The sequence below is a fragment of the Aliarcobacter vitoriensis genome (assembly GCF_048320235.1).
GTDB lineage: Bacteria > Campylobacterota > Campylobacteria > Campylobacterales > Arcobacteraceae > Aliarcobacter > Aliarcobacter vitoriensis.
Genome location: NZ_CP182882.1, coordinates 514,252 through 539,251, shown reverse-complemented (window position 1 = coordinate 539,251; position 25,000 = coordinate 514,252). Strand labels below are relative to the sequence as shown.

26 protein-coding genes are annotated in these 25,000 nt (G+C 25.6%); 16 read left to right on the top strand and 10 right to left on the bottom strand.

Translation table 11 applies throughout. The features are described from left to right. The 4 genes from yihA (at position 1) to ACNSOS_RS02635 (ending at position 2,882) form a co-directional block, all read left to right on the top strand. Positions 1-603, top strand: coding sequence for a ribosome biogenesis GTP-binding protein YihA/YsxC (yihA, locus tag ACNSOS_RS02650; protein ID WP_418185840.1), 603 nt, complete (start codon positions 1-3; stop codon positions 601-603). Next, the gene (locus ACNSOS_RS02645) at positions 593-1,054 is read left to right on the top strand and encodes an N-acetyltransferase (RefSeq protein WP_113895084.1); all 462 of its coding nucleotides are present in this window, start codon (positions 593-595) and stop codon (positions 1,052-1,054) included. Before yihA ends, ACNSOS_RS02645 begins: the two co-directional genes overlap by 11 nt. Positions 1,055-1,121: 67 nt before the next feature. Then, a complete protein-coding gene (locus ACNSOS_RS02640) occupies positions 1,122-2,381 on the top strand; it encodes a putative Na+/H+ antiporter (protein WP_113895085.1) in 1,260 nt (419 codons plus the stop codon). 12 nt (positions 2,382-2,393) lie between these two features. Next, positions 2,394-2,882 (top strand): hypothetical protein, encoded by a 489-nt coding sequence (locus ACNSOS_RS02635; RefSeq protein WP_113895086.1) that lies wholly within the window; start codon positions 2,394-2,396, stop codon positions 2,880-2,882. 13 nt (positions 2,883-2,895) lie between these two features. Here the strand turns inward: ACNSOS_RS02635 and ACNSOS_RS02630 are convergent, their stop codons facing one another. Further along, entirely contained in the window at positions 2,896-3,153 is a 258-nt protein-coding gene (locus ACNSOS_RS02630) for a hypothetical protein (protein WP_113895087.1), read from the bottom strand. Positions 3,154-3,239: 86 nt separating this feature from the next. On the opposite strand from ACNSOS_RS02630, the gene thiI reads away from it, so the two are divergent. From thiI to ACNSOS_RS02615, 3 genes are read left to right on the top strand one after another with little or no spacing between them, the layout of a single operon-like run. Continuing rightward, positions 3,240-4,706 carry a tRNA uracil 4-sulfurtransferase ThiI gene (thiI, locus tag ACNSOS_RS02625; RefSeq protein ID WP_418185839.1) on the top strand — a complete coding sequence of 489 codons (1,467 nt, stop codon included), beginning with the start codon at positions 3,240-3,242 and terminating at the stop codon, positions 4,704-4,706. Between the two features lie 45 nt (positions 4,707-4,751). Next, on the top strand, positions 4,752-6,686 hold the full coding sequence (locus ACNSOS_RS02620) for a hypothetical protein (protein WP_418185838.1): 1,935 nt from the start codon (positions 4,752-4,754) through the stop codon (positions 6,684-6,686). 11 nt (positions 6,687-6,697) lie between these two features. After that, a complete protein-coding gene (locus ACNSOS_RS02615) occupies positions 6,698-8,056 on the top strand; it encodes a hypothetical protein (protein ID WP_418185837.1) in 1,359 nt (452 codons plus the stop codon). A gap of 17 nt (positions 8,057-8,073) precedes the next feature. Here the strand turns inward: ACNSOS_RS02615 and ACNSOS_RS02610 are convergent, their stop codons facing one another. Then, positions 8,074-8,373, bottom strand: a complete 300-nt coding sequence (locus tag ACNSOS_RS02610) for a DUF3817 domain-containing protein (protein ID WP_113895091.1) — start codon at positions 8,371-8,373, stop codon at positions 8,074-8,076. Positions 8,374-8,479: 106 nt separating this feature from the next. Between ACNSOS_RS02610 and ACNSOS_RS02605 the strand changes: the two genes are divergently transcribed. After that, positions 8,480-9,181 carry a DUF481 domain-containing protein gene (locus ACNSOS_RS02605; RefSeq protein WP_418185836.1) on the top strand — a complete coding sequence of 234 codons (702 nt, stop codon included), beginning with the start codon at positions 8,480-8,482 and terminating at the stop codon, positions 9,179-9,181. Between the two features lie 14 nt (positions 9,182-9,195). Here ACNSOS_RS02605 and ACNSOS_RS02600 read toward each other — a convergent pair whose 3' ends face one another. The 6 genes from ACNSOS_RS02600 to ACNSOS_RS02575 all read right to left on the bottom strand — a co-directional run bounded on the left by ACNSOS_RS02600 (position 9,196) and on the right by ACNSOS_RS02575 (position 16,261). Then, positions 9,196-10,050 carry a hypothetical protein gene (locus ACNSOS_RS02600; RefSeq protein WP_418185835.1) on the bottom strand — a complete coding sequence of 285 codons (855 nt, stop codon included), beginning with the start codon at positions 10,048-10,050 and terminating at the stop codon, positions 9,196-9,198. Between the two features lie 50 nt (positions 10,051-10,100). After that, positions 10,101-11,204 (bottom strand): DUF808 family protein, encoded by a 1,104-nt coding sequence (locus tag ACNSOS_RS02595; protein WP_418185834.1) that lies wholly within the window; start codon positions 11,202-11,204, stop codon positions 10,101-10,103. A 76-nt stretch (positions 11,205-11,280) separates the two neighbouring features. After that, a complete protein-coding gene (locus ACNSOS_RS02590) occupies positions 11,281-12,045 on the bottom strand; it encodes a polysaccharide deacetylase family protein (protein WP_418185833.1) in 765 nt (254 codons plus the stop codon). A 154-nt stretch (positions 12,046-12,199) separates the two neighbouring features. Next, on the bottom strand, positions 12,200-13,093 hold the full coding sequence (locus tag ACNSOS_RS02585; RefSeq protein ID WP_418185832.1) for a DUF4198 domain-containing protein: 894 nt from the start codon (positions 13,091-13,093) through the stop codon (positions 12,200-12,202). 22 nt (positions 13,094-13,115) lie between these two features. Next, positions 13,116-15,185, bottom strand: a complete 2,070-nt coding sequence (locus ACNSOS_RS02580) for a TonB-dependent siderophore receptor (protein ID WP_418185831.1) — start codon at positions 15,183-15,185, stop codon at positions 13,116-13,118. Between the two features lie 116 nt (positions 15,186-15,301). Next, positions 15,302-16,261: a helix-turn-helix domain-containing protein gene (locus tag ACNSOS_RS02575; protein WP_418185830.1), complete on the bottom strand. Its 960-nt coding sequence runs from the start codon at positions 16,259-16,261 to the stop codon at positions 15,302-15,304. Positions 16,262-16,383: 122 nt separating this feature from the next. Between ACNSOS_RS02575 and ACNSOS_RS02570 the strand changes: the two genes are divergently transcribed. Further along, positions 16,384-17,625 (top strand): NAD(P)/FAD-dependent oxidoreductase, encoded by a 1,242-nt coding sequence (locus tag ACNSOS_RS02570; protein ID WP_418185829.1) that lies wholly within the window; start codon positions 16,384-16,386, stop codon positions 17,623-17,625. Next, positions 17,622-18,464: a YitT family protein gene (locus ACNSOS_RS02565; protein WP_418185828.1), complete on the top strand. Its 843-nt coding sequence runs from the start codon at positions 17,622-17,624 to the stop codon at positions 18,462-18,464. The genes ACNSOS_RS02570 and ACNSOS_RS02565 overlap by 4 nt, the downstream gene beginning before the upstream one ends. Before the next feature lie 17 nt (positions 18,465-18,481). Here the strand turns inward: ACNSOS_RS02565 and ACNSOS_RS02560 are convergent, their stop codons facing one another. Continuing rightward, a complete protein-coding gene (locus ACNSOS_RS02560) occupies positions 18,482-20,422 on the bottom strand; it encodes a methyl-accepting chemotaxis protein (protein WP_418185827.1) in 1,941 nt (646 codons plus the stop codon). 292 nt (positions 20,423-20,714) lie between these two features. Here ACNSOS_RS02560 and ACNSOS_RS02555 point away from each other — a divergent pair, with 292 nt between their 5' ends. The 6 genes from ACNSOS_RS02555 to ACNSOS_RS02530 are packed head-to-tail and all read left to right on the top strand — an operon-like array spanning position 20,715 to position 24,557. Then, on the top strand, positions 20,715-21,140 hold the full coding sequence (locus ACNSOS_RS02555) for a TerB family tellurite resistance protein (protein WP_113895106.1): 426 nt from the start codon (positions 20,715-20,717) through the stop codon (positions 21,138-21,140). A 17-nt stretch (positions 21,141-21,157) separates the two neighbouring features. Continuing rightward, positions 21,158-21,352 carry a hypothetical protein gene (locus ACNSOS_RS02550; protein WP_113895107.1) on the top strand — a complete coding sequence of 65 codons (195 nt, stop codon included), beginning with the start codon at positions 21,158-21,160 and terminating at the stop codon, positions 21,350-21,352. After that, positions 21,349-21,558, top strand: a complete 210-nt coding sequence (locus tag ACNSOS_RS02545) for a hypothetical protein (RefSeq protein ID WP_113895108.1) — start codon at positions 21,349-21,351, stop codon at positions 21,556-21,558. The genes ACNSOS_RS02550 and ACNSOS_RS02545 overlap by 4 nt, the downstream gene beginning before the upstream one ends. A gap of 19 nt (positions 21,559-21,577) precedes the next feature. Continuing rightward, a complete protein-coding gene (locus ACNSOS_RS02540; RefSeq protein ID WP_418185826.1) occupies positions 21,578-21,988 on the top strand; it encodes a hypothetical protein in 411 nt (136 codons plus the stop codon). Continuing rightward, positions 21,985-23,832: a primosomal protein N' gene (locus ACNSOS_RS02535; protein WP_418185825.1), complete on the top strand. Its 1,848-nt coding sequence runs from the start codon at positions 21,985-21,987 to the stop codon at positions 23,830-23,832. The genes ACNSOS_RS02540 and ACNSOS_RS02535 overlap by 4 nt, the downstream gene beginning before the upstream one ends. A gap of 35 nt (positions 23,833-23,867) precedes the next feature. Continuing rightward, entirely contained in the window at positions 23,868-24,557 is a 690-nt protein-coding gene (locus ACNSOS_RS02530; protein ID WP_418185824.1) for a tetrahydrodipicolinate N-succinyltransferase N-terminal domain-containing protein, read from the top strand. A gap of 11 nt (positions 24,558-24,568) precedes the next feature. On the opposite strand, the gene ACNSOS_RS02525 is transcribed toward ACNSOS_RS02530, so the two are convergent. After that, positions 24,569-24,763, bottom strand: a complete 195-nt coding sequence (locus ACNSOS_RS02525) for a hypothetical protein (protein ID WP_113895112.1) — start codon at positions 24,761-24,763, stop codon at positions 24,569-24,571. Positions 24,764-25,000 lie beyond the last annotated feature (237 nt).

Here is a 25,000-nt window from a genome sequence, read left to right as displayed (position 1 = left end):
ATGAATTTAATTGATGCTACATTTTTACAATCAGCCCAAAGTATAGTTGATTCTCCTGCTCCAAATATTGTTGAAGTTGCTTTTTTGGGTCGTTCTAATGTTGGTAAATCTTCTTTATTAAACTCTTTAACAAATAAAAAAGGTTTAGCAAAATCCTCTTCAACACCTGGAAAAACACAATTAATAAATTATTTTGATATTAAGTTTAAAACAAATAGTGAAGAAATGCCATATTTATTTGCTAGATTTGTAGATTTACCAGGATTTGGTTATGCAAAAGTTGCAAAAAGTTTAAAAGCTGCTTGGAATAAAAATTTAACTGGATATCTACAAGATAGACCTAATTTACAAATCTTTGTACATTTAATAGATTCAAGACACCCAGAACTTGAAATAGATAAAAATGTTGATGAATTTTTGAAAGATATAAAAAGAGGCGATCAAATAATAGTAAATGCTTTTACAAAAACTGATAAGCTAAATAGTAGTGAATTGAATAAATTAAAAAGAGATTATCCTAATGGAATTTTTATATCAAACCTTAAAAAAAGAGGTATAATAGACTTACAAAATAAAATTACAGGACATTTGTTTGGAAATTAAATTTTATAAACCTACAGTTATTGATATACCAAAAATGCAAGAGCTTGTAAAACCTGAAGTTGAAAGTGGAAAAATTTTACTTAGAACTGAAGATGAGATGGCTACAACAATTCGTTCTTATACTATTGTTGAAGTTGATGGAGAAATGGCTGGTTTTACTGCAACGCATATTCATTCTCCAAGACTTGCTGAAGTAAGAAGCTTGATAGTGAAAGAAAAGTTTAGAGGTTTAAAACTTGGTAAAAAACTAGTTGAAGCCTGTGTTGAAGAAGCAAAATTTTATGGAATCAAACAAGTTTTATCATTAACATATGAAAAAGAATTTTTTTTAAGATGTGGTTTTATACAAATAGAAAAAGAAGATATTCCAGAACAAAAGATTTGGGCTGATTGTATTCGCTGTAAACTATTTCCAATCTGTAATGAAATTGCAATGGTAAAAGATATTTAATATTGTTAAGGTTATATTAATTTTTTTTTAGTAAAATCGGGCAAAATTCAACCTAAAGGAATGCTTTATGCCACCTACTACCTTGCAAATTATCGCACTTGTTATTTTTATCCTAGCAATTATACATATATTTTCAGTTAAATATTTTGAACATTTATCACATAGAAGTCAAAAACACTCTGGACTTTTTCACTTACTTGGTGAAATAGAAGTTGTTTTTGGTATTTGGGCTATGTTTTTAGTAATGTTTATGTTTTTGTTACAAGGAAAAGAAACTACAGTTTCTTATGTAAATAGTAGAAATTATATCGAACCAATGTTTGTTTTTGTAATTATGGTTATTGCTGCAACACGACCAATTTTGCATACTGTTATTGCTTTTGTTAAACGATTATCAAATATATTACCTGCAAAGGGAGCAACAGGGTTTTATTTTGTTGTATTAGCCATTGTTCCACTTTTAGGTTCTTTTATAACTGAACCTGCTGCTATGACTTTAGCTGCGCTTATTTTGAGTGATAAATTATTTTCTCAAGGTATTTCAACTAAATTTAAATATATGACTTTAGGAGCATTATTTATAAATATATCTATTGGTGGTACATTGACTAATTTTGCTGCTCCTCCAATATTAATGGTTGCTCAAACTTGGGATTGGAGTACTTCATTTATGTTTACTACTTTTGGATGGAAAGCTATGATAGCTGTATTTATAAATACAAATCTTATGATAATATTATTTTATAAAGAGTTATCAAAAATAAATATAAGAACAACAGTTAGTGATAGAGAAAAGATTCCTTTTGGTATAGTTTTAGTACACTTTACTTTTTTAATATTAGTAGTATATTTTGGACATTATCCGGCATTTTTTATGATTTTGTTTCTACTTTTTTTAGGTGTAACTTATGCTTATCAACAATATCAAGATAGATTGATGTTAAGAGAAGGTCTTTTAGTTGCATTTTTCTTAGGTGGACTTGTAATTCTAGGTGGACAACAAGAGTGGTGGCTAACAGGTATTATATCAAGTTTAAGTAATATTGAAGCTTTTGTAGGGGCTATTACTTTAGGAGCTTTTACAGATAATGCTGCTATTACATATTTAGGTTCATTGGTTCCAAATCTAAGTGATGAATTTAAATATTATTTGGTTGCAGGAGCTGTATCTGGTGGTGGATTAACAGTAATTGCAAATGCACCAAATCCAGCTGGTGCAGCTATTTTGAAAAGTCATTTTGAAGATAATACTATAGATCCAAGATATCTATTTTTAGGTGCATTAGTACCAACAATAATTGCTAGTATATGTTTTATAATTTTATAAGGGAAATTTTATATGATTACACATTTTGCCAAATTTGCAAGAACTAATAAGAGTTTGATAGTTTTTTCAAACTCTTTTAGCCATATAGAGGTTTTTAAAAAGTTTTATAATGTAAGGGTTAAGCCAAAAGAATTTGGGTTTTTAAAGATAAATGAAGATAGAGTCTGTTTATTAGAAGAAGATTTAAAGTGCGATTTAATTCAAGGAAAAACTGATGCTTTAATTAGAAACAAGCTTCTATCTTCATTTGCAGTTGAATCAAGGTATATAATAACATCTACAAAGTTTATAATTTTCCCTAGAAAATTTTCTTTTAAAAGAGTAGCAAATAGACTTTTTACAGACTATGTTATACAAGGTGCGGGAGAAGTAACTTTTGAAAAAAATGATAACGAAATTTTAATCAAATGTTTTGGTGGAGCAAAGGATTTAAATATTAAAAGTAGAGAAATTGATGCTTTAATTTTAAAAGATGAATTAGAAGCAAATTGCGATGAATAAGTGATAAGGAGCTTTAGTACTCCTCTTCATCCTCGGCTTCGCTATCAAAACAATAAATACACTCTTCATCAAAGAATGAATATTCATCATAACAATAAAATCTCTCACAGCTATCACATTTAAAGCAATCGTACTCTTTTGCTAATTTATGTTCTAACTCTTCGCTTGTTAAGTTGTTCTTTGTAGCATAGTCATCAAATATTTTATAAACATTCTTGTTTTTGTCAGATTTAAGCTCTTTTGCTAAATCTTCTAGATTATCTATATCCATACTTTTACCTTTAGTTTTTTGTGAAAGCTATATTATCTCAAAAAATGGTATAATCACACCTTAAAAAATTTAAGGCTTTGGAAAAAATGGTTGAAAACGATATAAAAACACAAAAATTTATAGTTAAATACTTCACTGAAATAATGATAAAAGGTGACAGTGCTAAAAAACAGATGATAAATCAGCTTTATCAAAATTTACAAAAAATATCTTCAAATATTTCAAAAGATATACAAATTAAGAAATTTTTTGACAAGATTGAACTTGTAACACCTTTACAATTTGTAGATGATTTAAGAGTAAAACTTTTAGAAACTTCAGGAATTGAACAAGTTTTAGAAGCAATACAAGTTGATAATATGGAAACACTTGATGATATAAAAGTAAAAGTTGATGAATTTATGCGTCATACAATAGATAATAAGACTTTTGTTGTAAGAGCAAAAAGAGTGGGAACTCAAGATTTTAAATCTACAAATATAGAGCAAACTGTTGGTGGATATATGTTGGCTATGAATAAAAATAGTAAAGGTGTTGATTTAAAAAATGCTGATGTTACTATAAACTTGGAGCTTGAACACAAAAAACTAAATATTATTACTAAAAAATATTTTGGTATGGGTGGATTTCCATTGGGAACACAAGGAGATATTTTATCTTTAATGTCAGGAGGATTTGATTCTACTGTTGCTTCATATTTAGCTATAAAAAGAGGGGTGAAAACTCATTTTATATTCTTTAATTTGGGTGGATTAGCTCACGAAATAGGGGTTAAACAAGTCGCTTGGTATTTGTGGAATAGGTTTGCAAGTTCTCATCAAGTATCTTTTATAACTGTACCTTTTGAAGATGTTGTTTCTCAAATATTTAAAGATATAAGCCCGTCATATATGGGAGTTATGCTTAAAAGGTTGATGATACAAGCTTCTCAAAATATAGCAAAAGATTTAAATATTGATGCTCTTTTAACAGGTGAGAGTGTTGCACAAGTTTCTAGTCAAACTCTCAGAAATTTAAGTTTGATTGATAGTGCTTCAAATATGTTAATTTTAAGACCTTTAGCAATGATGAGCAAACCAGATATTATAGATATTGCTACAAAAATAGGAACTAGAAAATTTGCAGAAGCTATGCCTGAATATTGTGGAGTTATATCTCAAAATCCAGTAACTTTTGGGAGTTACGATAGAGTTGAAAAAGAGGCTAAAGCTTTTGATTATTCTGTTTTAGATGAAGCTGTAAAACAAGCAAAAATAAAAAATATAAATGAAGTTTTAGATGATATTTGTGAGATTGGAAGTTTGGAAGTTGTAACAGAACCAAGTAAAGATGATATTGTAATAGATATAAGACAAAATATTGATTGTATAAAAACTTCTGTTGAAACTTTGAAAATACCATTTTATAATTTGAAAAAAGAGTTTAAAACTCTATCAAAAGAAAAAACATATCTTTTGTATTGTGATAAAGGAGTTTTAAGTCAGCTTCATGGACAGTTTTTAAAAGATAGTGAGGGATACTCAAATATAAAGGTTTATCGACCAAAACAATAAGTTTAATAATGATAAAATCAATTTTAATTTTATAAAAGGATATAAATGAAAAAAATAGTTATTTCAATAGTTGCTATCTTTATAGCACTATTTCTAATTTGTTTTATGATTACTAGTTCAGTAAAAAGTAGTATTCAATCTAAAGTAGATGAACTAAATTCAAATGGTTTTTATGTAACAAATAAAAATTATAGTGGATTTTTCAAAACAAAAGGTAAAGGTAAAATAGAAGTTTCAAATGCTTCAAAAGCTATTGAGTATTTTATGAATAAAAAAGAAAATTCTCAAATGAAAGATGAATTTGATACGCTTTTAAAACTTTTATCAAAAGAGGATAAAGATAGTTTGATAAATGGATTAACTTTTGATTATGATTTTGTAGTATCAAATTTTAGTTCAAAAATGAATTTAAATTTATATTTAACAAAATTACCTATAAAAAATACATATAATTTGATGAAAAATTCTTATGCTATTTCAACTATAAATGAGATGTTGAAAAATAAAGAAATTCAAGTAAATATAGATGAAAAAGGTAAATTTAAAGTTTCTGATTTTACTTTTATTGCACAAACAGGTGGAATATATACTGTAAGAGGTATGAAAGGTGATGATAAAAGTTTACAAATATCTTTTATTGATTTTGAAATAGGAAACTACTATTTAGATGATAAAATAGTTATGGAAGATATTAATTTCTTTTATAGTGAAGATAAAAATAAGAAAATTGATTCAAAATTTGATATTGGAAATCTTAAATATAAAAATACATATACTCTAAATGAATTTGATATAAAAAATTTAAAAATATCGTCTTTTTCTATTCCAAATGGAGATTATTTAAAAGGTGATACAAAAATATCTTTTGATTCTTTAAATTTTAAAAATACAGATTATTATACAAAAGAAGATAAAAATAGTACAAATTTAAAAAATACATCTTTTTTAGTTGCTTATGATAAATTACCATACAAAGAGTACAAAGAATTTACAAAATCTTTAGGTATAGAAGCATACTCTTTAACACCTACAACAAAAACTCAAGAAGCTGATAAAAAATTCTTTGAAGTTTTAGCAAAATCTGATTTAACTATAAATATAAATGGTGAATCAAAAGATTTAGATGTAGATAAAAATAGTTTGTATAAAAGCTTGAAATTATCTGGAAATCTTGTATTAAGTAAAGAATTAGATTTTAATAAAATTGATATTTTAAATGATATTTTTAGTGTTTTAAAAGCTGATATTGAAATAGATAAGGAATCAGTAGATAAATCTTTACAAAGTCTTGATGAAAATTTGAAATCTCAACTTAAATTTGAGAATGCTAGTGATGAAAATTTCAAAAAATTACAAGTAGAATTAAAAGAAGATGGATTATATACGAATGGTATTTTGACTTTACCAAAAGCTGAATTAAAACTATTTCCAAACAAATATAAACCTTATGCTTATGATACAAATAGTTCTTATGATGGAAAAGAGTCTAGTATGGATAATGTATCTTATACTTATGAGTTAGTTTCACCAAATCTTTTAAGAGTAAATTTTAAATATAAAACAGGTTTGAAAGATGTATCTTCTGGTGGAATTTCTGTATCTTTCCCTCAATTTAAAGATGATACTAGAGTAAAAGCTAAAAATACAAAAACATTTGAGAAACTAGATGTTTATAAAAAAGGTGATACTCTTTATAGTGGATTATTAAAAGAAAATGTAACTGGTGAGTATTTGATGATTGAAGGTTGGGATGCTTCTTGGAGTGATAAAAATATAGAAAAAGAGTTTAGTGTAGATTTAGATATTACAGATTTAAGTAATGTTTTAGAGATAAATTTAAGAGGGTATTCAACACAAGCTAATAAAATAGATTATGAACTTATCCCAAATCAAAATCAAAGTTTTACTCAAGATCAACAAACATATCCTATAAAAATAGCTGATATAGATTTGTATTCTTTAAAAAATAAGAAAAAATAAGAAAGGTTTAAATGAAAAAAATATTATTAGGGCTTATTGCCCTTATTGTCGTTGTAGTTGCTGTTTGTTTCTTTTTAAGAAATAGTGTTAGTTCAAAAATTGAAGCAAAGATTGAAGAACTTAAAGCAAATGGATTTAATGTAACTTACAATGAAAAATTTGTACCACTTAAAATAGTTGGAGATGGTCAAATTGAAGTTGTTGATTCTTCAAAAGTTACTCAATATATGGTGCAAAGCCAAAAAGGAGAAGCTAAAAAAGCTTTAGAAAGACTTATAGATAATGAAAAGTTATTTTTCCCAGATGTTGATTTGTCAAAGCTTATTTTAGAAGGTGCAGTTTTTGACTATGATTTTAGTTTGACTCTTTTAACTGCAAATCTTGATTTGAACTTTTATTTAACAAAATTTTCAACTAAAATGATGGAAGATTTACCAAAAACTTTTGATGATATGTTAAAAAATAGAGATTTCCATGTAAATATAGATGAAGATTATAACTATAAAATTAAAGATATCAATATTGTTGCTCCAGATAATGAAGCAAAATTTAGTCTTCTTGGAATGACTGGAAATAAAACAGTTTTTGATATGGAAAGTTTTAAATTTGATGTTCCAAAAGATAAATTTTCACTTAGTTTATATGGAATAAAAACTTCTTATGAAGAACAAGCTAATAAAACTATTGATTCAAGTTTTGATATTAAAACTATACAATTTGGTGATGAAAAAGCACAATTAGATATAAGTGGTTTAAAAAGTTCATCTTCTCAGAAAATTTTAAATGACTTGTTAGATGGAAATACAAAAATATCTATTGATTTATTATCTTTTAAAAATAATCTTACAAATGTAAATTTAAAAGATACTTCTTTTGGTCTTGGAATTGATAAGTTACCTATGAAAAAATATGAAGAGTTTATTGATAGCTACTATAATGTTTCTGAAGATATCAACAAAGAAATGCATAATAAATTAAAAGAACTTTTAAAAGAGATTGCACAAAATGGTTCAGAAATTAAAATAGATGCAAATTCAAAAAATCTTAATTTCTTAGGTCAAGATTGGTTTGAAGAAATTGATTTAAAATCAAATATTACTTTTAGTAGCAAATTAGGTGATATGCAATTCCAAACTATTGATGACGTTGTTAAAACTGTAAATATAGATTTAAAAATTGATAGTAAATCGGCTCAAAATATTTCAAATATAATTGGATTAAGTAGAATGGGTATAGATTTAGTTGATTCAGATGATAAAAAATTTAAAGTTTTAAAAGCTCAACTTAAAGAAGATGGTGTTTATGCAAATGATGTTTTAATTTTACCAAAAGCTATGCTACAAATTCCACAAGGAATGGAAATAAAATAAATATTTAGGCTTTTTGCCTAAATATTTTCTCTCTTTTTTAAAATCTCTTTTTCTATTAGTATAAAGAAAAATGGAATTAAAGAGTATATAAATAGTCTTAAACTAAATAAAAACTCCCATTTATATTGTCTCATAGCATTGAGTAATGCTATACAAAAAAGAATAAAAAATATACCATGCATCATTCCAAATATTTTAACAGCAAGTGGTTCTGCAAAAAAATATTTTAAAGGCATTGCTATAAATACCAATATTAAATAAGATATTCCTTCAATTATTGATATTGCTCTAAATTGAGAAAATTTTGTTCTTAACATATCTAACCTTTTGATTTTTTGCCCAAGTATAGTAAACTATTCTTTATGAAAGGTTAATATAACACCACTTTTAGTAAAATCCAAAAATTTAAAAAAAAGGAAAAAAATGAATAAAGTTTTAAAATATTTATTGATATTACCAATTTTGTTTAGTTCTTTGAGTGCATTTGATATAGATAGAAGATTGGAATTGTCTTATATAAATACAAGTGGAAATACTGATACAAGTTCACTTTCTGGAAGACTTGGATTAAATGCAAAGTTTGATGAGCAAGAACTAAAAGCAAAAGGAAGTATTTTAAAAAGTAAAGATAATAATAAAAAATCAGCAAATAAATATGAATTAGAGTTAGATTATGATCATATGATAGGAGACAGATTATATACATATTTAGGAGCTCATTATATAAATGATGAGTTTTCAGATTATGATTCAAGATTGAATGTAGGTCCTGGACTTGGGTATAAATTTATCTATACAGATGATGAAGTTTTAGATATCCAAGGTGGATTTGACTATGCAGTAGATAAGTTCAAAAATGGTAAAAAAGATGAGTATGTTGCACCAAGAGCTGAACTGAATTATAAATATAAAATCAAAGAAAATATTGAATTAAAACAGATGTTAAGTTATCTTATATCTGCTGAGGATAGTGAAAAGTACTTCTTCTCTAGTGAAACAGGTATTGCTGTAAAGATGATGGAAAACCTATCTTTAGGAGCTAGTTATAGAATAGATTATGTAAACTATACTGAAAAAGAGAAAACAGATAAAAAGTTTTTAACATCTTTAATTTTTGATTTCTAACATTTAAACAATCTTTATTTACTTTTTGTAATATAAATAAAAGTAGATAAAGATATTATGATTACTCCTACACCAATTATTAAATATAAAGCATTTATCATTTGACTATAATCATCTATTGCTATTTTAAATACCACTAAAAGGGCTTCAATCAAAAGTGCTATTATAATTGTAATCATAAATTTTGTTAAAACTTTATATTCTGATTTCTCATTTTTATCATAACTTTTAAATAAAACTTCTTGTTCTAGTACTGTTTTTGCTAAATCAAATATAGCCAACCCTAGTGTTAATGCAATAATAGGTTTAAAAATATACTCAATAGAAATAGTATGATTTAATATTGAGTTTATAAAATCATATAAAGAGTAGAATATTGTAAAAAGTGCTAAAGCTATCATCAAAACACAAACAACAACATAAAACGTCTTATTCAACAAATTAAAGTTTTTATTTATCTCTAAAAAGCCTAATTTTTTTAGAATAGATTGTAAATTGAAATCCAAAAATATTATGCAATCTTCTAATTTTATGATAGTTGTAATACATGTTTGTGCGGTTGCACTACTAACATAAGGTTTTGTAATAGCTATTTTTTCATCTTTTAAATTTATATTATCTAGTAAATATTGTCTATTTCTACCTATTGGTTTTTCTACTATTTTATCTTTGAAAATATTTGGTGAAGTTTGATTTAAATTATTTATATCTGCAATGTATATAAGCTCTAATGAAGGAAATATTTTGAAAAGTTGTTGATAGTTTTTTGAAGATTTTGATTTTATATCACCTATATTGTAGATACTTTCTTTGATAAAAATCTCTATATTTTTTTGATTTTTATTATATATTTCTATAAATTCTTGCATAAGAAATCCTTTTAGATAGTAAAATTGTATCAAAAGTTTCTATAAATAATTTACTTATTTAATTTTACTTTTTTTGCTACTTTTGAAAATAAAGGCACTATTAAAACAACAATATATCCAACAATTACACCTAATATTATTTCACTAAAAAATCCACCAAGTGGAACAGCTTTTAAAGTTTCATCAAATGAGCTTAAAATATGTGTTTCGTGTGCAATTATCCCACCACCAACAGCAAGCATAGCAATAGTTCCTAAAACACCAATAATTTTTATAATATATGGCATAGATTTTACAAAACCATCTCCGATTTTTTGTATAGCCTTACTTCTTTTTTCTTGTAAGTAAAAACCTATATCATCTAGTTTTATGATAAATGCAACTATTCCATATACAAAAACTGTTGTTAATATTCCAACGCTTATTAAAACAAAAAGTTTAGTTAAAAAATCACTATTATCAAGTAAACTTAAACTAATAACAATAATTTCAAATGAAAGAATAAAATCTGTTTTAATAGCACTTTTTACTTTTTCATCTTCAAAGTTTTCATTTGAAACTTCTTTTTTATTATCTTCATTATGAGCTTCTTGATGAAAAAATTTTTCTATTATACTTTCAACTCCTTCATAAGCTAAATATGCTCCACCTATGATTAAAATGGGAGCTATTGCCCAAGGTGCAAGATAACTTAAAAGTAAAACAACAGGAATGATTATAAATTTATTTATAAAGCTTCCCTTTGCAATTTTATAAACTATTGGAAGTTCTCTAAGTGCTGCTTTTCTTTTTGCTTCAAGCATTGCAACATTTCTTATATGTTCTAACTCTTCAATAATTTCTTGTTGAGACTTCTCATCTAACTTTTTTATATTTTCTTGTAAATCTTCAACAGATTTTGCTTTTTCTAACTCTTTTTTTAAAATTTGTGAAGTTGTTTCATTTGTAAAGTTTGCAATAGCTGCAAGGTCATCAACTAAAAGTCCGCTTGATTTTACACTTGCAAGTTTTGTATAAGTTGCAATATCATCAAAAAGTAGCCCAATATCATCAAGTGAAGTTGCAAGTGATTTGGCAGTTGTTGCCATAGTTTTTCCTGCAAGTGATCCAATATCATCTGCTAAAATAGATAAATAGCCTAATATTCCAGCCATTAAAATCCTTTAATTGATTTTTTAAAGTGGAATAATATACAATCTTTCCTAATAAAATAAAAATTATTGAGTAATTTTAGTAATTTTCGATACTCTCAAAACTCCAACCACTGTTTTTTAAAAGTGTGATTAGAGTTTTTAGATTTTCTTCACCTTCAAAATGGCTAGAAAACATAATATCATGCATCAAAAGGATTACTTTATTTTCTTTGATAGTTAATTTACTTTTGTAAATCTTTTCCATAGAGTAAAATATTTGTTCTGGAGTCTGTTTTGGTTCTCCATCTACATCATATTCCCACTCTAAATCCCATCCATAAATATGAAAACCTTCATTAAAAATATCATCATAAGCAATAGTTTCTATATTTGTTTGTTCTTTTGATATTGCAAAATCATTTACTTTTATTTCTGGTAACCTAAAAACATTTCTTCCTGCAAGACGAACTGGTAAAATAGATTTTTCATTGTTTGACATTAAAGAGTTTGATTTTTTTATATCTTCAAGAACTGAAATAGGGTTGCTATAAAACTCTTTATATCTATTGTTTGCATGAGAATATGTATGATTTGCAATAGTAATATTTGATTCTTTCAGAGCTTTTTTATAAATATTATTTGCATTTTCTACTTGATAACCAATAAAAAACATAGTCACAGGGATACTTTCTTCTTTTACTACTTTTAAAATATTTTTTGTTGCACTTATTGGACCATCATCAAAAGTAAGAAGTACTATTTTTTCATTTTTTGCTTCTTTAATAGTAGAATTGTTTTCAAAAAAATTAGTAATCGCAGATAAATTTAACGATAAAAAGAGAGAAATAAAAAAAATATGCACAACAATCCTATATATTTAAAATCAAGTTTTTATAATACTAAAATTTATTTAAAAAAAAGAATATATGAGTAAATGTTTGATATATGTTTTTATAATGAGAGATTTTGTATCAATCTTTGTTCATTTATAAGATTGATACAAAAATATATTAAGATTATTCTTTTACATTAAAAGTTAAAGCTGCTCCATTGAAAACATACTCTACTTTGCCAAACAGATCTTTTAAAACACCATCTTTTGTTACACTATCTTTATGTTCACAAGAAACTCTCCATTGTCCTGCACTTTGGACTCTAAATTGTGCTTTTCCATTTTCTATGTATGACATTAAAGAAAAACCGTCATTTTGACCAAAAGAGTTACTACTAGCAGTTATAAAATCTATGCTAGAAGCACTTACACTTAAAGGTTTTCCTTCAAATAAAACTTCAAATTCTACTAAATCCCCAACTTTTACATTTGATAAATCTGTTTTTGGGATGATTTCAAGTCCTTTATTTGTTGCTTTTTGTTCTTCCCATTTGTCAATAGTCAAATAAGATTTTGCAAAAGCTTCAAATTTTAAAGACATTAAAACTTTTTGAATATCATCGATTTTATCGAGTGTTGTTAGCTTGAGTCTTTCTTTTCCTTTTGTATCTATATATTTAGTATAAAAAGTAGGTTTACTTTTTGCTTCTATTTTATAAACACCTTTTTGACTATTTGCTTTTAATGCAATTTTTTGTAATCCCATATCGGCACTAAAAATATCAAAATTATTAGCTTTTTTATTTGCTTCTTTAGGTTCACTAGTTGGAATATCAAGATTTGTAACTTCACCATTTGGTGAAGTTATTTTAAACTCTTCAACAATAACACTTCCATTTGGAGAGTTTAAAATATCATCCATTGGCATTGAATGACCCCAAGCCAAACCAACGATAATATGACCTGGTTTATGAGAAAATGACTCAAAAGAGTTTACCCAAAAATTATGAGCATTTAGATTCGTAAAACCTAAAGACAATATTGTACTAATAAACACTAATTTTTTTAAATTTTTCATTTTTTATCCTTTGTTTTTTTATTTAAAATTTATAAGAAATTGAAGCTAGAAATGTTCTTGGAGTTCCTACATATACTCTTGTATCACTTGTAGTACCAGAAGCTGAACCATCAACATATTTTTTATCTGTTAAGTTTTGAACACTTAAGTTAGCTTTCCAATTTCCTTTTTTATATCCAATTGTCGCATTGTAAATAATAGCTTTATCAAGATTTATACTGTTTGCATCATCTGCATATTTTGTTCCTATATATCTTGTTCCACCACCTACATAAAAATTAGGTAGATTCAAATCAGTTAATTTATAAGTTAAAAATAAGTTTGCTGTATGATTTGGAACATTTCTTAAATCATTATCGTTAACAACCTTATTTTTTGTATCAGTGTATCCATAAGAAGCAATAACTTGTAAATCTTCTGTAACTTCTCCACTTAAATCAATTTCAAAACCTTTACTTTCTTGTTCTCCACTAGCTTTATATCTTGTTCTTGTTATGTCATTTGGATCGAGTTCAGCAACATTTTCTTTTTCTATTTTAAAAATAGATGTTGTTAAATCAAAATTGTCATTAAATAGTTTTTGTTTAAATCCTATTTCATAACTTTTCCCCTCTTCAGGATTTAGAACTTTTCCATTTAAATCTAAACGACTATTTGGAGTAAATGATTTAGAGTAATTTGTAAATAGTGCTGTTTGTGGAGTTAGATGATATATTAATCCAAAAGATGGAGTTGTAGCATCACTTTTTTGTCCATTTTGTGGTTTTACTTCACTATATCTTACTCCAGCACTAAATATTAAATCATCAGTTACATATATATTATCTTGTAAAAATATTCCATAATTTTCTACATAAGTTTTTGAAGATGACATATCTCTTATTGGAAATCCTAAATCATTTACGGATATTATATTTGATTCATATATGGGATTTGCTATACTAATATCGAAAGGTCTAGCTTGTACTACACGAGAAATTGTTTTAGAGTAAGATTTATTATAATCAGCTCCTATACTTAAGTTGTTTTTTTTACCAAACAAATTAAATTCTGTATTTAAACTATATTGTAAAGCATGTTCAGAAGAGTCTGTTTTTTGTTCTGCTGCAAATCTTCTTACTGTATTAGTGTTCTCAAAATACATTAGTGGCAAGTAAACATTGCCATAATCTCTTTTATTATCAAAATATCGATATTTGAAATTTGAGTTCCAAATATTATATATACTATCAAAATCTAACCCGACAATTTTTTGTGTTGTCTCAAATTTTTCATCAGGATGACCAGTTACATTTTTAATGGGAGCAACTAATTTACCATTACTATTTACATTACTTCCAAAATTTGTTGGTGTTGTTTCATCTGTATATTCAGCTATAAAAGTTAAAGTATGATTATCATTTATGTCATAAGCTAAACTTGGAGCTACAAATAATTTATTTGTATTTGTATTACTATTTGTCCAACCTTTATCATATTTAAAAACAGAAAGCATTCTAAAATATAAAGAATTATCATTTGTTAGACTACCGCCAATATCAAGTTTTGGACTATATGATGGATTGTCTGTTGCTTCAAACTCTATTGAAGTTAAAGATGTTTTTATAGGTTTTTTCTTTACTAAATTTACCAATCCACCTGGACTTGATTGTCCATATTGTAATGAATCTGCACCTTTTTGAATTTCAACTAATTCAAAATTAAAGATTTCTGGATGAGCTATTTGATTTGTATATTTTATACCATCAAAAAGTATTGGAGTTCCTGAAAACCCTCTTATTGTAATATTTGTTGATTTCCCATCTGTATCACCAGTATAAACTGTATTTGATGACATTTCTATAATATCATCAATATTTTGTAATTTTGCATCATCTATAAAATTTTGATTAAAAATTTGAATAGATTTAGCTGTATCTTCTTGTGATATTTTTGTTCTATTTAGATTTACTTTGTCATCATTTTTGTATGTAGTAGAACTTTGTTTTTCCGTTATTGTTATGGTATCTATTTTAGTCGTTTCTTGTGCAAATATTGTTGTACTTGCCAATAATATTACACAAAGTTTAATAGATATATTTTTATTTTTCATTTATACTCCTAAATATTAAAATATAAAGAATAATATATAAATAAATAGTTGTTATCAATATTTAATATTGCCAAAATAGGAAAAAATTATTCCTAAAAGGGAAAACTAGGTAGGTTTTAATTTAGTTGTTTTTTATAATTATTTGGTGATATTCCAAAATTATTAAAAAATAGTTTATTAAAATGTCCAAGATTTTTATATCCTATCTTTGCTAAAATTTCTTTCATTGTAAGATTTTTTTTAAGTAGTTCTTTTGATACTTCTAATCGTCTTTGTTGAAGCATTTCTAAAATAGTTATTCCATAGTGCATTTTGAAGTATTTTTTTAAATAACATTCATTTATCGCAGATTTATAAGCAATATCTTTTATAGATAGATTTAAATTATAATTTTTCATAATTATTTCTTTTGCTCTTTCTAAACTAGATAATATATTATTATCTAGTGAAGTATTTAAATTTTTTGCTATTTTCTGTATAGTATAGTGAATTAAATTTGTAGTTTTAGATTCTAAATATATACTTTTTAAAATATCTTCAAAAGAATTTTCATCTATAAAATCATTAAATAGTTCTAATTGAAAAGTATCAATTTGTAGTTTGTTTAAAATATAATAACACTTCTTATGAGCTTTTTTTATGTATTCTTGAATATCTTTTATAGGATATGAAAGTTTTAAAAATAGTTCCTCTTTTACTCCTATAAAAAATACTGAAAATGGATCATTTTTTTTTATTGGAATTTCACAATAAAATTTATCTGATGCAATCTCTGTCAAAAAGTGATTTTTGTTTACAATATATTGTTTTTTATCTTTATATATAAAAGTAAAATTTGAAGATAGATTAAAAATGAAACTTGTTCCTGCAATATTAGATTCTTCAATTAATGTAAAATTTTTTTTTGGAATAAAATTTCTTATAAAAACAGCAATTCCATTACCTAAATCATAAAAAATTGAATAACCATTACCAAACTCTTCTTTTATTTTGGATATAGTGATTTCTCTTGAAAATGGGTTTGATATTGTTTTTGATATTTCTATTAAATTATTATAATTTACTATTTCATTCATTTTTACACCTTAATAAATAAAGAGAATTATACTTATTTATTTTAAAACAATTTAAATATATATTAAATTGATAAATTTGTAATAACTAGCTAAAATTTCATCTATTTAAAAAAAGGTTGATTTTGAAAAATATTTATGATTGTGTAGTTGTTGGTGCAGGAGCTGCTGGAATAATGGCTAGTATAAGTTGTGCCAAAAATAATAATAGCGTTTTACTTTTGGAAAAACTTCCTAAAATTGCAAGTAAATTAAAAGCAACTGGTGGAGGAAAATGCAATCTTACAAATACTCTAAGCCAAGATGATTTTATTGCTAAATTTGGCAAAAATGGAAGATTCATCCAAAGTGCTTTAGATGAATTTAGCCAAAAAGATTTGCAAGATTTTTTTGCTTCTATTGGAGTTGAAACTATTGCAAGAGATGGTTTTAGAATATTTCCTATAAATCATAGTTCAACTATCATATTAGAAGCTTTAAGTAAAGAGTTAGAAAATCAAAAAGTTGAGGTAAAAACTTCAATAGAAATATTGGAGATAAAAAAAGATAAAGAACTTTTTGAAGTAAAAATTTTAAATGAAACTTTTATATCAAAAAATATCATAATAGCAACTGGTGGTTTAGGCTATCCAACACTTGGAGCAACTGGAGATGGATATAAGTTTGCTTTAAATCTTTCTCACACAATCACACAAACTCATCCAGCTATGATGCCACTTTTTACAAAAGAGAAAAACTTTGCTTCTTGCAAAGCTGATACTATTTCAAAAGCTATTTTAAAAGTAAATATTCCAAAATATAAAAATTTAAAGTTAGTTGGTGATTTGATATTTACGGCTCAAGGTCTAAGAGGTCCAGTTATCTTAGATTTTGCTAGAGAAATTACTCCGATTTTAGCTTCATTTGATGAAGTTCCACTTTTGATAAGTTTCTTAAAAGGTAGAAATGAAGAAGAGATTTATAAGCAATTAAAAGATGAAATAGTAAAAAATCCACAAAATAATATCTTACAAAATTTAGAAACATTATTGGCAAGTAGCGTTGCACTAGAGATTTTAAATATTTGTGAGATAAAAGATGATTTACGATTTAAACAAATTGAAGGAATTAAGCGAGAAAAGCTAATCAAAACTTTGGCTTGGACACCTTTTACTATTATTGGTCATGATGGATTTAAACAAGCTATGATAACAAGAGGTGGAATAAGCCTAAAAGAGATAGATTCTAAAACTATGCAAAGTCGTTTAATAGATGGTTTATATTTTTGTGGAGAAGTAATTGATATTGATGGACCATGTGGTGGGTATAATCTTCAATGGTCTTTTTCAAGTGGCTTTTTAGCTGGTAAATTATTAGGAAAAATATGAAAAAAATAAATTTAAAACATTATATATTTATAGTTTTGGGCTCATTAGCAATGGCATTTGGAACAGTGTGCTTTTTATCTCCAAATCAGATAATTACAGGTGGTGGAGTAGGAATTTCTTTACTTTTACATGCACTTTTCCCACAAATTACTTTAGGTATTTTTATGGCAATAGTTAGTATTCCATTTTTGATTATGTCTTATATTTATTTTGGAAAATACTATTTATTTAAAACATTTATTGTAGTTATTCTTTTATCAACTTTTACGGATATATTTAAGGAAGTTTTACAAATAAAAGCTATGACAAATGATATTTTATTAGCATCTATTTTTGGTGGTATTTTTATAGGTTTAGGTGTAGGATTAGTTATAAAAGGAAGAGCTTCGACTGGAAGTACTTCGGTTGTTGGAGAAATAGTTGCTAAAAAGACAAAATTCAAAGCAGCTGAAGTTTTATTAGCTATTGATGCAACTATTATGTTTGCTTCAGTTTTTGTATATAACGATATAGATAAATCACTTTATAGTATGCTTAGTGTTTATGTGGGAATTAGAGTTATTGATATGATATTAACTGGACGACCTTCAAAGAAGATAGTAAATATTGTTTCAAATAATGTAGAAGTTTTAAAAGAACAAATTAGGGAAAGAATTGAAGAACATGGTACTATTTTAACAGGAATTGGACTTCATCAAGGACAAAATAAAACTATTATTTATGTTACAGTTGAAGCTAGTAAGATTGATTTGCTAAAAAATTTGATAAGTAAATATGACCCAGATGCTTTTATGATAATTACAGAAGCTTCAGAGTTTTTAGGTAGAAGTTCAAAATAATCTAAAATGGACAAGTTTTAAAAACTTGTCCATTCATCGTCATTTTCTTTTTTTTGAGGAGCTATTTTTTTTATCTCTGTTTTAGCTATATTTGGAATTTTAATTTCTTGATTATTAGAAAGTACTTTAGCTTTTACTTCATTTTTTCCTACAAATTCTTTATCATCAGCATTTGCAACAATTAACTTAGCCATAGTATCTGTTTGAACAGCAATATCATAAGTTTGAGTTGCAATAGCTGCATTTTGTTGAGTTTGACTATCTAAAGAACTTACAGTATCATTTATTTGTTCAATTCCAGTAAGTTGTTCTTTACTTGAAGCTTCAACACCCTTTATTAGTTCTATTGTTGCATCTATATTTTCACTTAAATCTTTATAACCAATTATCATATCTTCGGCTATTTTTTTACTTTGATCTGCTTTTAAAGTTGCACTTTCAACTAGGTTTTTTATTTCACGTGCAGCTTCAGCACTTCTTGAAGCTAGATTTCTAACTTCTTGTGCAACAACTGCAAATCCTTTTCCAGCTTCTCCTGCTGTTGCTGCTTCAACTGCTGCATTTAGACTTAAAATATTTGTTTGGAATGCTATTTGGTCAATTACACTTATTGCTTCATTTATGGCATTTACTTCTTTATCAAGTTCATTCATAGCCTGTGTTGTTTGATTTGCCAATTTTTCACCTTGATTAGCCGAAGATGTAACATTTGAAGCTATTTTTGACATTTGAATAACATTATTTGTATTACTTGAAATATTACTTGTAATCTCTTCTATTGCAGCCGCTGTTTCTTCTAAAGCAGCAGCTGCTTCATTTGAATTTTTATTTAAAATATCAACATTTTTTAATAAAATCATACTAGTTTCATTTAATGTTAAACCATTTGATTTATTATCCACTAACATTTCACTTATAATATCTGCAAGTTTATTCAATCCCGTAGTAACACCACTTCTACAATTAGGTATTCTATATGTAAAATCTAGTTTTGCATAGCTTTCAAGTGCTTGAGTAACATGATTTATATTTGTACAAATTTTTATTTGTAAACTATGAAACATATCATTTAAATGTTCTCTTAAAGATTCAAGATTGTGAGATTCAACTTTATTATTTAGTCTTTTATTTAAAAAACCATTTTTTATATCTTCTGCAATTGCATCAATTTCACTTAAAAATCTTTTGTCTGATTCTAAAGTTATTTTAGTTTTTTCAATATTTTCATTTACAACTCTTGCCATAGTACCGAATTCATCTTTTGAACTATCATCCAAATATTCTATTTTAGCATTGCTATTTTTATTGATAAAATCAAAAAAACTCAATAGCCCTTTTTCGAAATTTGCTAAAGATTTAATGAGTTCATTTGCAAGATACAATGAGAAAGTTGCAAAGAAAATGATAGATAACAAGATAGTTATAATAAGCGCAATATCCATCTCTTTAATTGTTTTATCTCTTAGTTCAGCAGATTTTATACTTATCAAATTTAATTTATCTTCTAATATAAGACCTACATTTGCAATTTCTTTTATACTATTTGGAAGTTTTTCTTTATTTTCTAAATTTCCATTTGATTCATCAATTTTTATAGGATACATTCTGTCAAATAGATATAAATATCTTCCAGATAAATCTAAAAGTTCTCCAACTAAAACTATATTGTCTTGTTCTATTAATTTAGTTTTCAAATCTCTAAGATTTTCTTGAAGTTCTGAAAAATTATTTCTAACATTTAATACAGCTTGTTGATCTGGATTTTGTAAGAATTGATAGACAGAAATTCGCCCTTTTAACATTTGTTGTATTAGTACATCTGTTTGTTTAACGACATTTTGTCTTTTACTTGCATTGCTCTCAAAATACAGAAATATCGAGGTACATGCAATAATTACAACAACAAATACTATTGGCAACAAAAATAACTTTTTTCTAGTAGAAACATTTTTCAGCATAGGGTTCCTTTGATGGAGTTTAAATAATTATTTTAAAATATAAACAAGTTACTTATAACAAGATTAAAAAAAGAAAAAGTTATAAATAAGATAAAAGAATCTTATTTGAAATATTCATTTAGTTACATTTTTATTGTTTTAAAAACTAATATTTTATAAATTAAATATAAATTTATTTTTATAGAATCCTAAAATAAGAATTAAATAATAAAAATTGAAATTTATGTTTACCACAAATTAGAAAAAATATACTATAATAAGGGAATATTATAAAAATTATAGGATATAAAATATGTTATTGATGAAACTTCAAGCAAGAGAAAAATTTGCCTTTTTACAACTAGCACACTATTTAGCAAGAATTGATAATAATTTTGGAAAAGATGAAGAAGATATTATATTAGAGTATTGTGATGAAATGGGTATTGAAAATATTGATTCTTTTGATATTAGTAGTTTTAGTTTAGAAGATACTTTAAAAAATTTTAAAAGCTTAAAAAGTAAAAAAATAGTTATATTAGAGTTGATGATTTTAATACATATTGATAGAAATTTCAATATAAATGAACAAATTGTGATAGATAAATTAGCAAAAGATTTTGGAATTTCTGCTGAAGAAGTAAACAATTATTCAGCGTGGGGAAAATCTGTTGCGACACTTTATGAAATTGCAAAAGTTTATATTAAAGATGATAATTTAGAAGAGTTTGTATCATAAATAATTTGGAAAAAAGAATGGAAATTATTAAAATTTTAAATGATAGAATTGATAATTTACTGTATGAACATGAAAAATTAAAACTTGAAAAAATAGCTTTGGAGCAACAAATTCAAGAATTGATAGATGAAAATGATAAATTAGAAAGAAATAATCAAGATATGATTTTAAAAATAGATAGTACACTAACACTTATAAAGGCTCAAAAGTGACTAAAGAACTAACTTTTCATATAAATAATATGGCTTATACGATAACAGCTGATGAAGAGCTTGAACAAGAGCTTTGCAAGTATTTAGATATAAATAAAAACAATGAAACAAAAGCTTTATTACTTGCATATTTAAAACTTACTCAAGAATATAGAACTTTTAAAAAAGAGGTTGAGGACATTGCAAATAAACTTGCAGGAGTTTAAACTCAAAGCATTTTCAACTTTGGAAATCGTCATAACCATTGTAATAGTGGCTATATTATTATCTTTTATTTTACCAAAAATGAGTGTTTATTTAGAAAAAAATGATATTTTGAAATTGAAATCAGATGTAGTTTTAATAAAAAATGCTTTGCAAAAAAAGAAGACAAAAAGGGTTTTAGCACAAGAAAATAGTTATATAAATTCTTTAGATAGTGCTAAAATAGATATAAAAAATGAAGATTTGTTTTCAAATATCTTAAAAATGCCTATCATATCTACATCAACAAAAGATAAAGAAAAAGGCTCTTGGGCAAAAGTATCAAATAGTAAATATATATTTTTTACTTCTTCAAAAACTTATGAGTTTTATTTAAACAATGGTGATTTTATCTGTTCAAGTAAAGAAATAGATTGTAAAGAGTTAGAATGAATTATTATGAACTTGCTATATTGAAATCGCCTTTGCAAAATCTTACATTTCAAAGTAAAGATGATATTTCGATTGGTTCAAAAGTTTTAGTGCAACTTGCAAATAGGAAAAATTTTATTGAGGCAGTTGTTATAAAAGAGGTTGAAAAACCAGAGTTTAACTGTAGCAATATTTTAGAAATTTGTGATGAATTTTACTCTTCTTATATGATTGAAATAGCAAATTTTATATCAAAATATTATATTTGCTCTCTTGGTTATGCTTTGAGTATTTTTCAAGGCTTTAATAAAAATATAAAAGATGAAAATATTGATATAAAAATAGATAGCTCAATTAAATTATCAAGTTTTCAACAAAAAGCAAAAGAGTTTTTAGATGAAAAAAAACAAGCTTTACTTTTTGCTTCAACTGGAGCTGGAAAGACTGAAATATATATAAAAACTATTGAAGAAAATCTAAAAAACAACTCTCAAGCTATACTTTTGATGCCTGAAATATCTTTAACTCCACAAATGCAAAAAAGATTGGAGAAAGTTTTTGGAGATTGTGTTGCTATATGGCACTCAAAGATAAGTGCTAAAAAGAAAAAAGAGATACTTTTAGGACTTCAAAATGGAAGTATAAAACTAATTGCAGGAGCAAGATCAGCACTTTTTTTACCATATTCAAATCTCAAATTAATAATCGTAGATGAAGAACATGATGATTCATATAAAAGTGATCAAACTCCAAGATATAATGCAAAAGATTTGAGTATTTACATAGCTAAAAAGTATGATATAAGACTTATTTTAGGAAGTGCAACTCCATCTATTGGTTCTTTTTACAAAATACCATATTTTAACCTTGATAAGACATTTTTTGAGACAAAAAAAGAGTATATTTTTGAAGCAAATTGCCAAACAATCAGTCCAAAAAGCTTAGCTAAAATAGATAATACTTTAAAAAGTGGGAATCAAGCAATAGTTTTTTTGCCAACTCGTGCAAATTTTAAACATCAGATATGTTTTGATTGTGGGAAAAGTGTTGAATGTCCATTTTGTAGTGTTTCTATGAGTTTACATAAAAATGATTTGGCATTGAAGTGCCACTATTGTGGATATACTCAAAAAATACCAGAGTTTTGCCCCTCTTGTAAAACTGGAATCATCAAAAATCATAGAGTTGGAACAGCAGAAATTGAAGAGTTTTTAAAGCTAGAATTTCCAAATAAAGTTATAAAACGGTTTGATAAAGATGAGATAAAAAGTGAAAAAGTATTGAAAAGTACACTAAAAGATTTTAATGACAATAAAATAGATATTTTAGTTGGTACTCAAATGCTTTCAAAAGGGCATGATTATCACAATGTAAAACTAGCAGTTGTTTTAGGAATAGATTTTGTTTTAAATATGAATTCATATAAAGCTAGAGAAAAAGCTTTATCTTTACTTATTCAAATATCAGGAAGAAGTGGAAGAAGTGGATTTGGTGAAGTTATAATTGAGACAAAAAATGAAGATTTTTTCAAATACTATTTGGAAGAATCAAACTATTTGGAGTTTTTACAAAGTGAGATGGAGTTTAGAAAAGATTTATATCCACCTTTTGTAAAACTTGCACGTGTAGTTTTTTCAAATAAAAATGGCTTAAAGGCAAAAGATGAAACTTTTGAAGCTGTAAATATATTTAAAACTATACAAGATATTGAAGTTATAGGTTTTGGAGAGTGTGCTATTTTTAAAATAGCAAACAAATACCGATATGAGATTTTACTTCGTTCAAACAATACAAAAGCACTATTAAAAGCTTTGCACTCTATAAAATCAAGTGATGCTTCTATAGATATGGATACTATTTATTAAAAATTTAGTAAAATCAATAAAACAAAGGAGATAAAATGGTAACTACAAAAGATGATTTTAAAAATTTAGTTGAAGATATAAAAAAACAAAGTTGGTATAAAGAACCACTGGCATTTGCAATAGCTAGAGTAAGCAGAGGAGTTTTGAATAAAAATAGTATCTTAGAAGTTACATATCCTACTATAAACTGGAATGAAAATAGTGCAAGTGCAGCAATTTTTTTAAATGCTATAAAACAAAGTGGAGTTGTATTTGATATAACAAAAAGTGAAGCAGTTTTTGATTTGACTGATAGTTTTTTGTCATATTGCGTAGAGAGTTATAAGCCATTTTATGAAGAAAAAGAGCAACATAAAAACTTGCAAGTTATATCAACTTTAGCATCTTTACCAATAGAAAGTGGACTTAGTGCTGATGATTTTAAAGTTGTATTTATTTTTGAAGATACAAAACCACAAAGTGTTGAAACAGCATATTTAAAACTTTATGCAAAATATAGCAAAAATATTAATGTTAATTTAGATCGAATTGATGATTTACTTATAACTTGTGCTTGGATAGATGGAGTTCCAGTTGAGCTTGATTGGTTAAGACAAAATGAAATTTTGCTAAAAGTTGCAAATAAATATCCAAAAGTTGAATTTGTAGGAAAATATTCAAGAGTTTTAAAACATATACTTCCAAATGAAAATGAAACATATAGTTTTGAAAACCTTTTAAAGTAGCTTTTGCTACTTTATTTTTTAATTTTAAATTTCTCTTCTAACTCTTTTAGTTCATCTGCATTTTGTTGAGCTTTTTTTACTGCTTCTTCAAATGCAAAACCTTTCATAACTATTTCATAAAGTCTTGGTTTGTCTTTTTTCCAATTTCTTAGTGTCATTGGAGTAATATTTAATATTCTTGCTATATCTTGTTGGGTTAGTTTCATACAAAGATGATATAAAATTAATTATATAAATAAAATTCGATAATAATTTTATTTTATATGCCTATAAAGGCAAATAATTTGCTTTATTAAGTTATTGTTAGATAATATTTGCTATGAAATTGAAGAAAAAAGAGAAAAATATTTTCTATAAACATAATAAAATAAAAAATCTTGAGAGTTTATTTGTAATATTTCTTACATTTATATTTTTAATAATATGTATATATTTTATCCTTA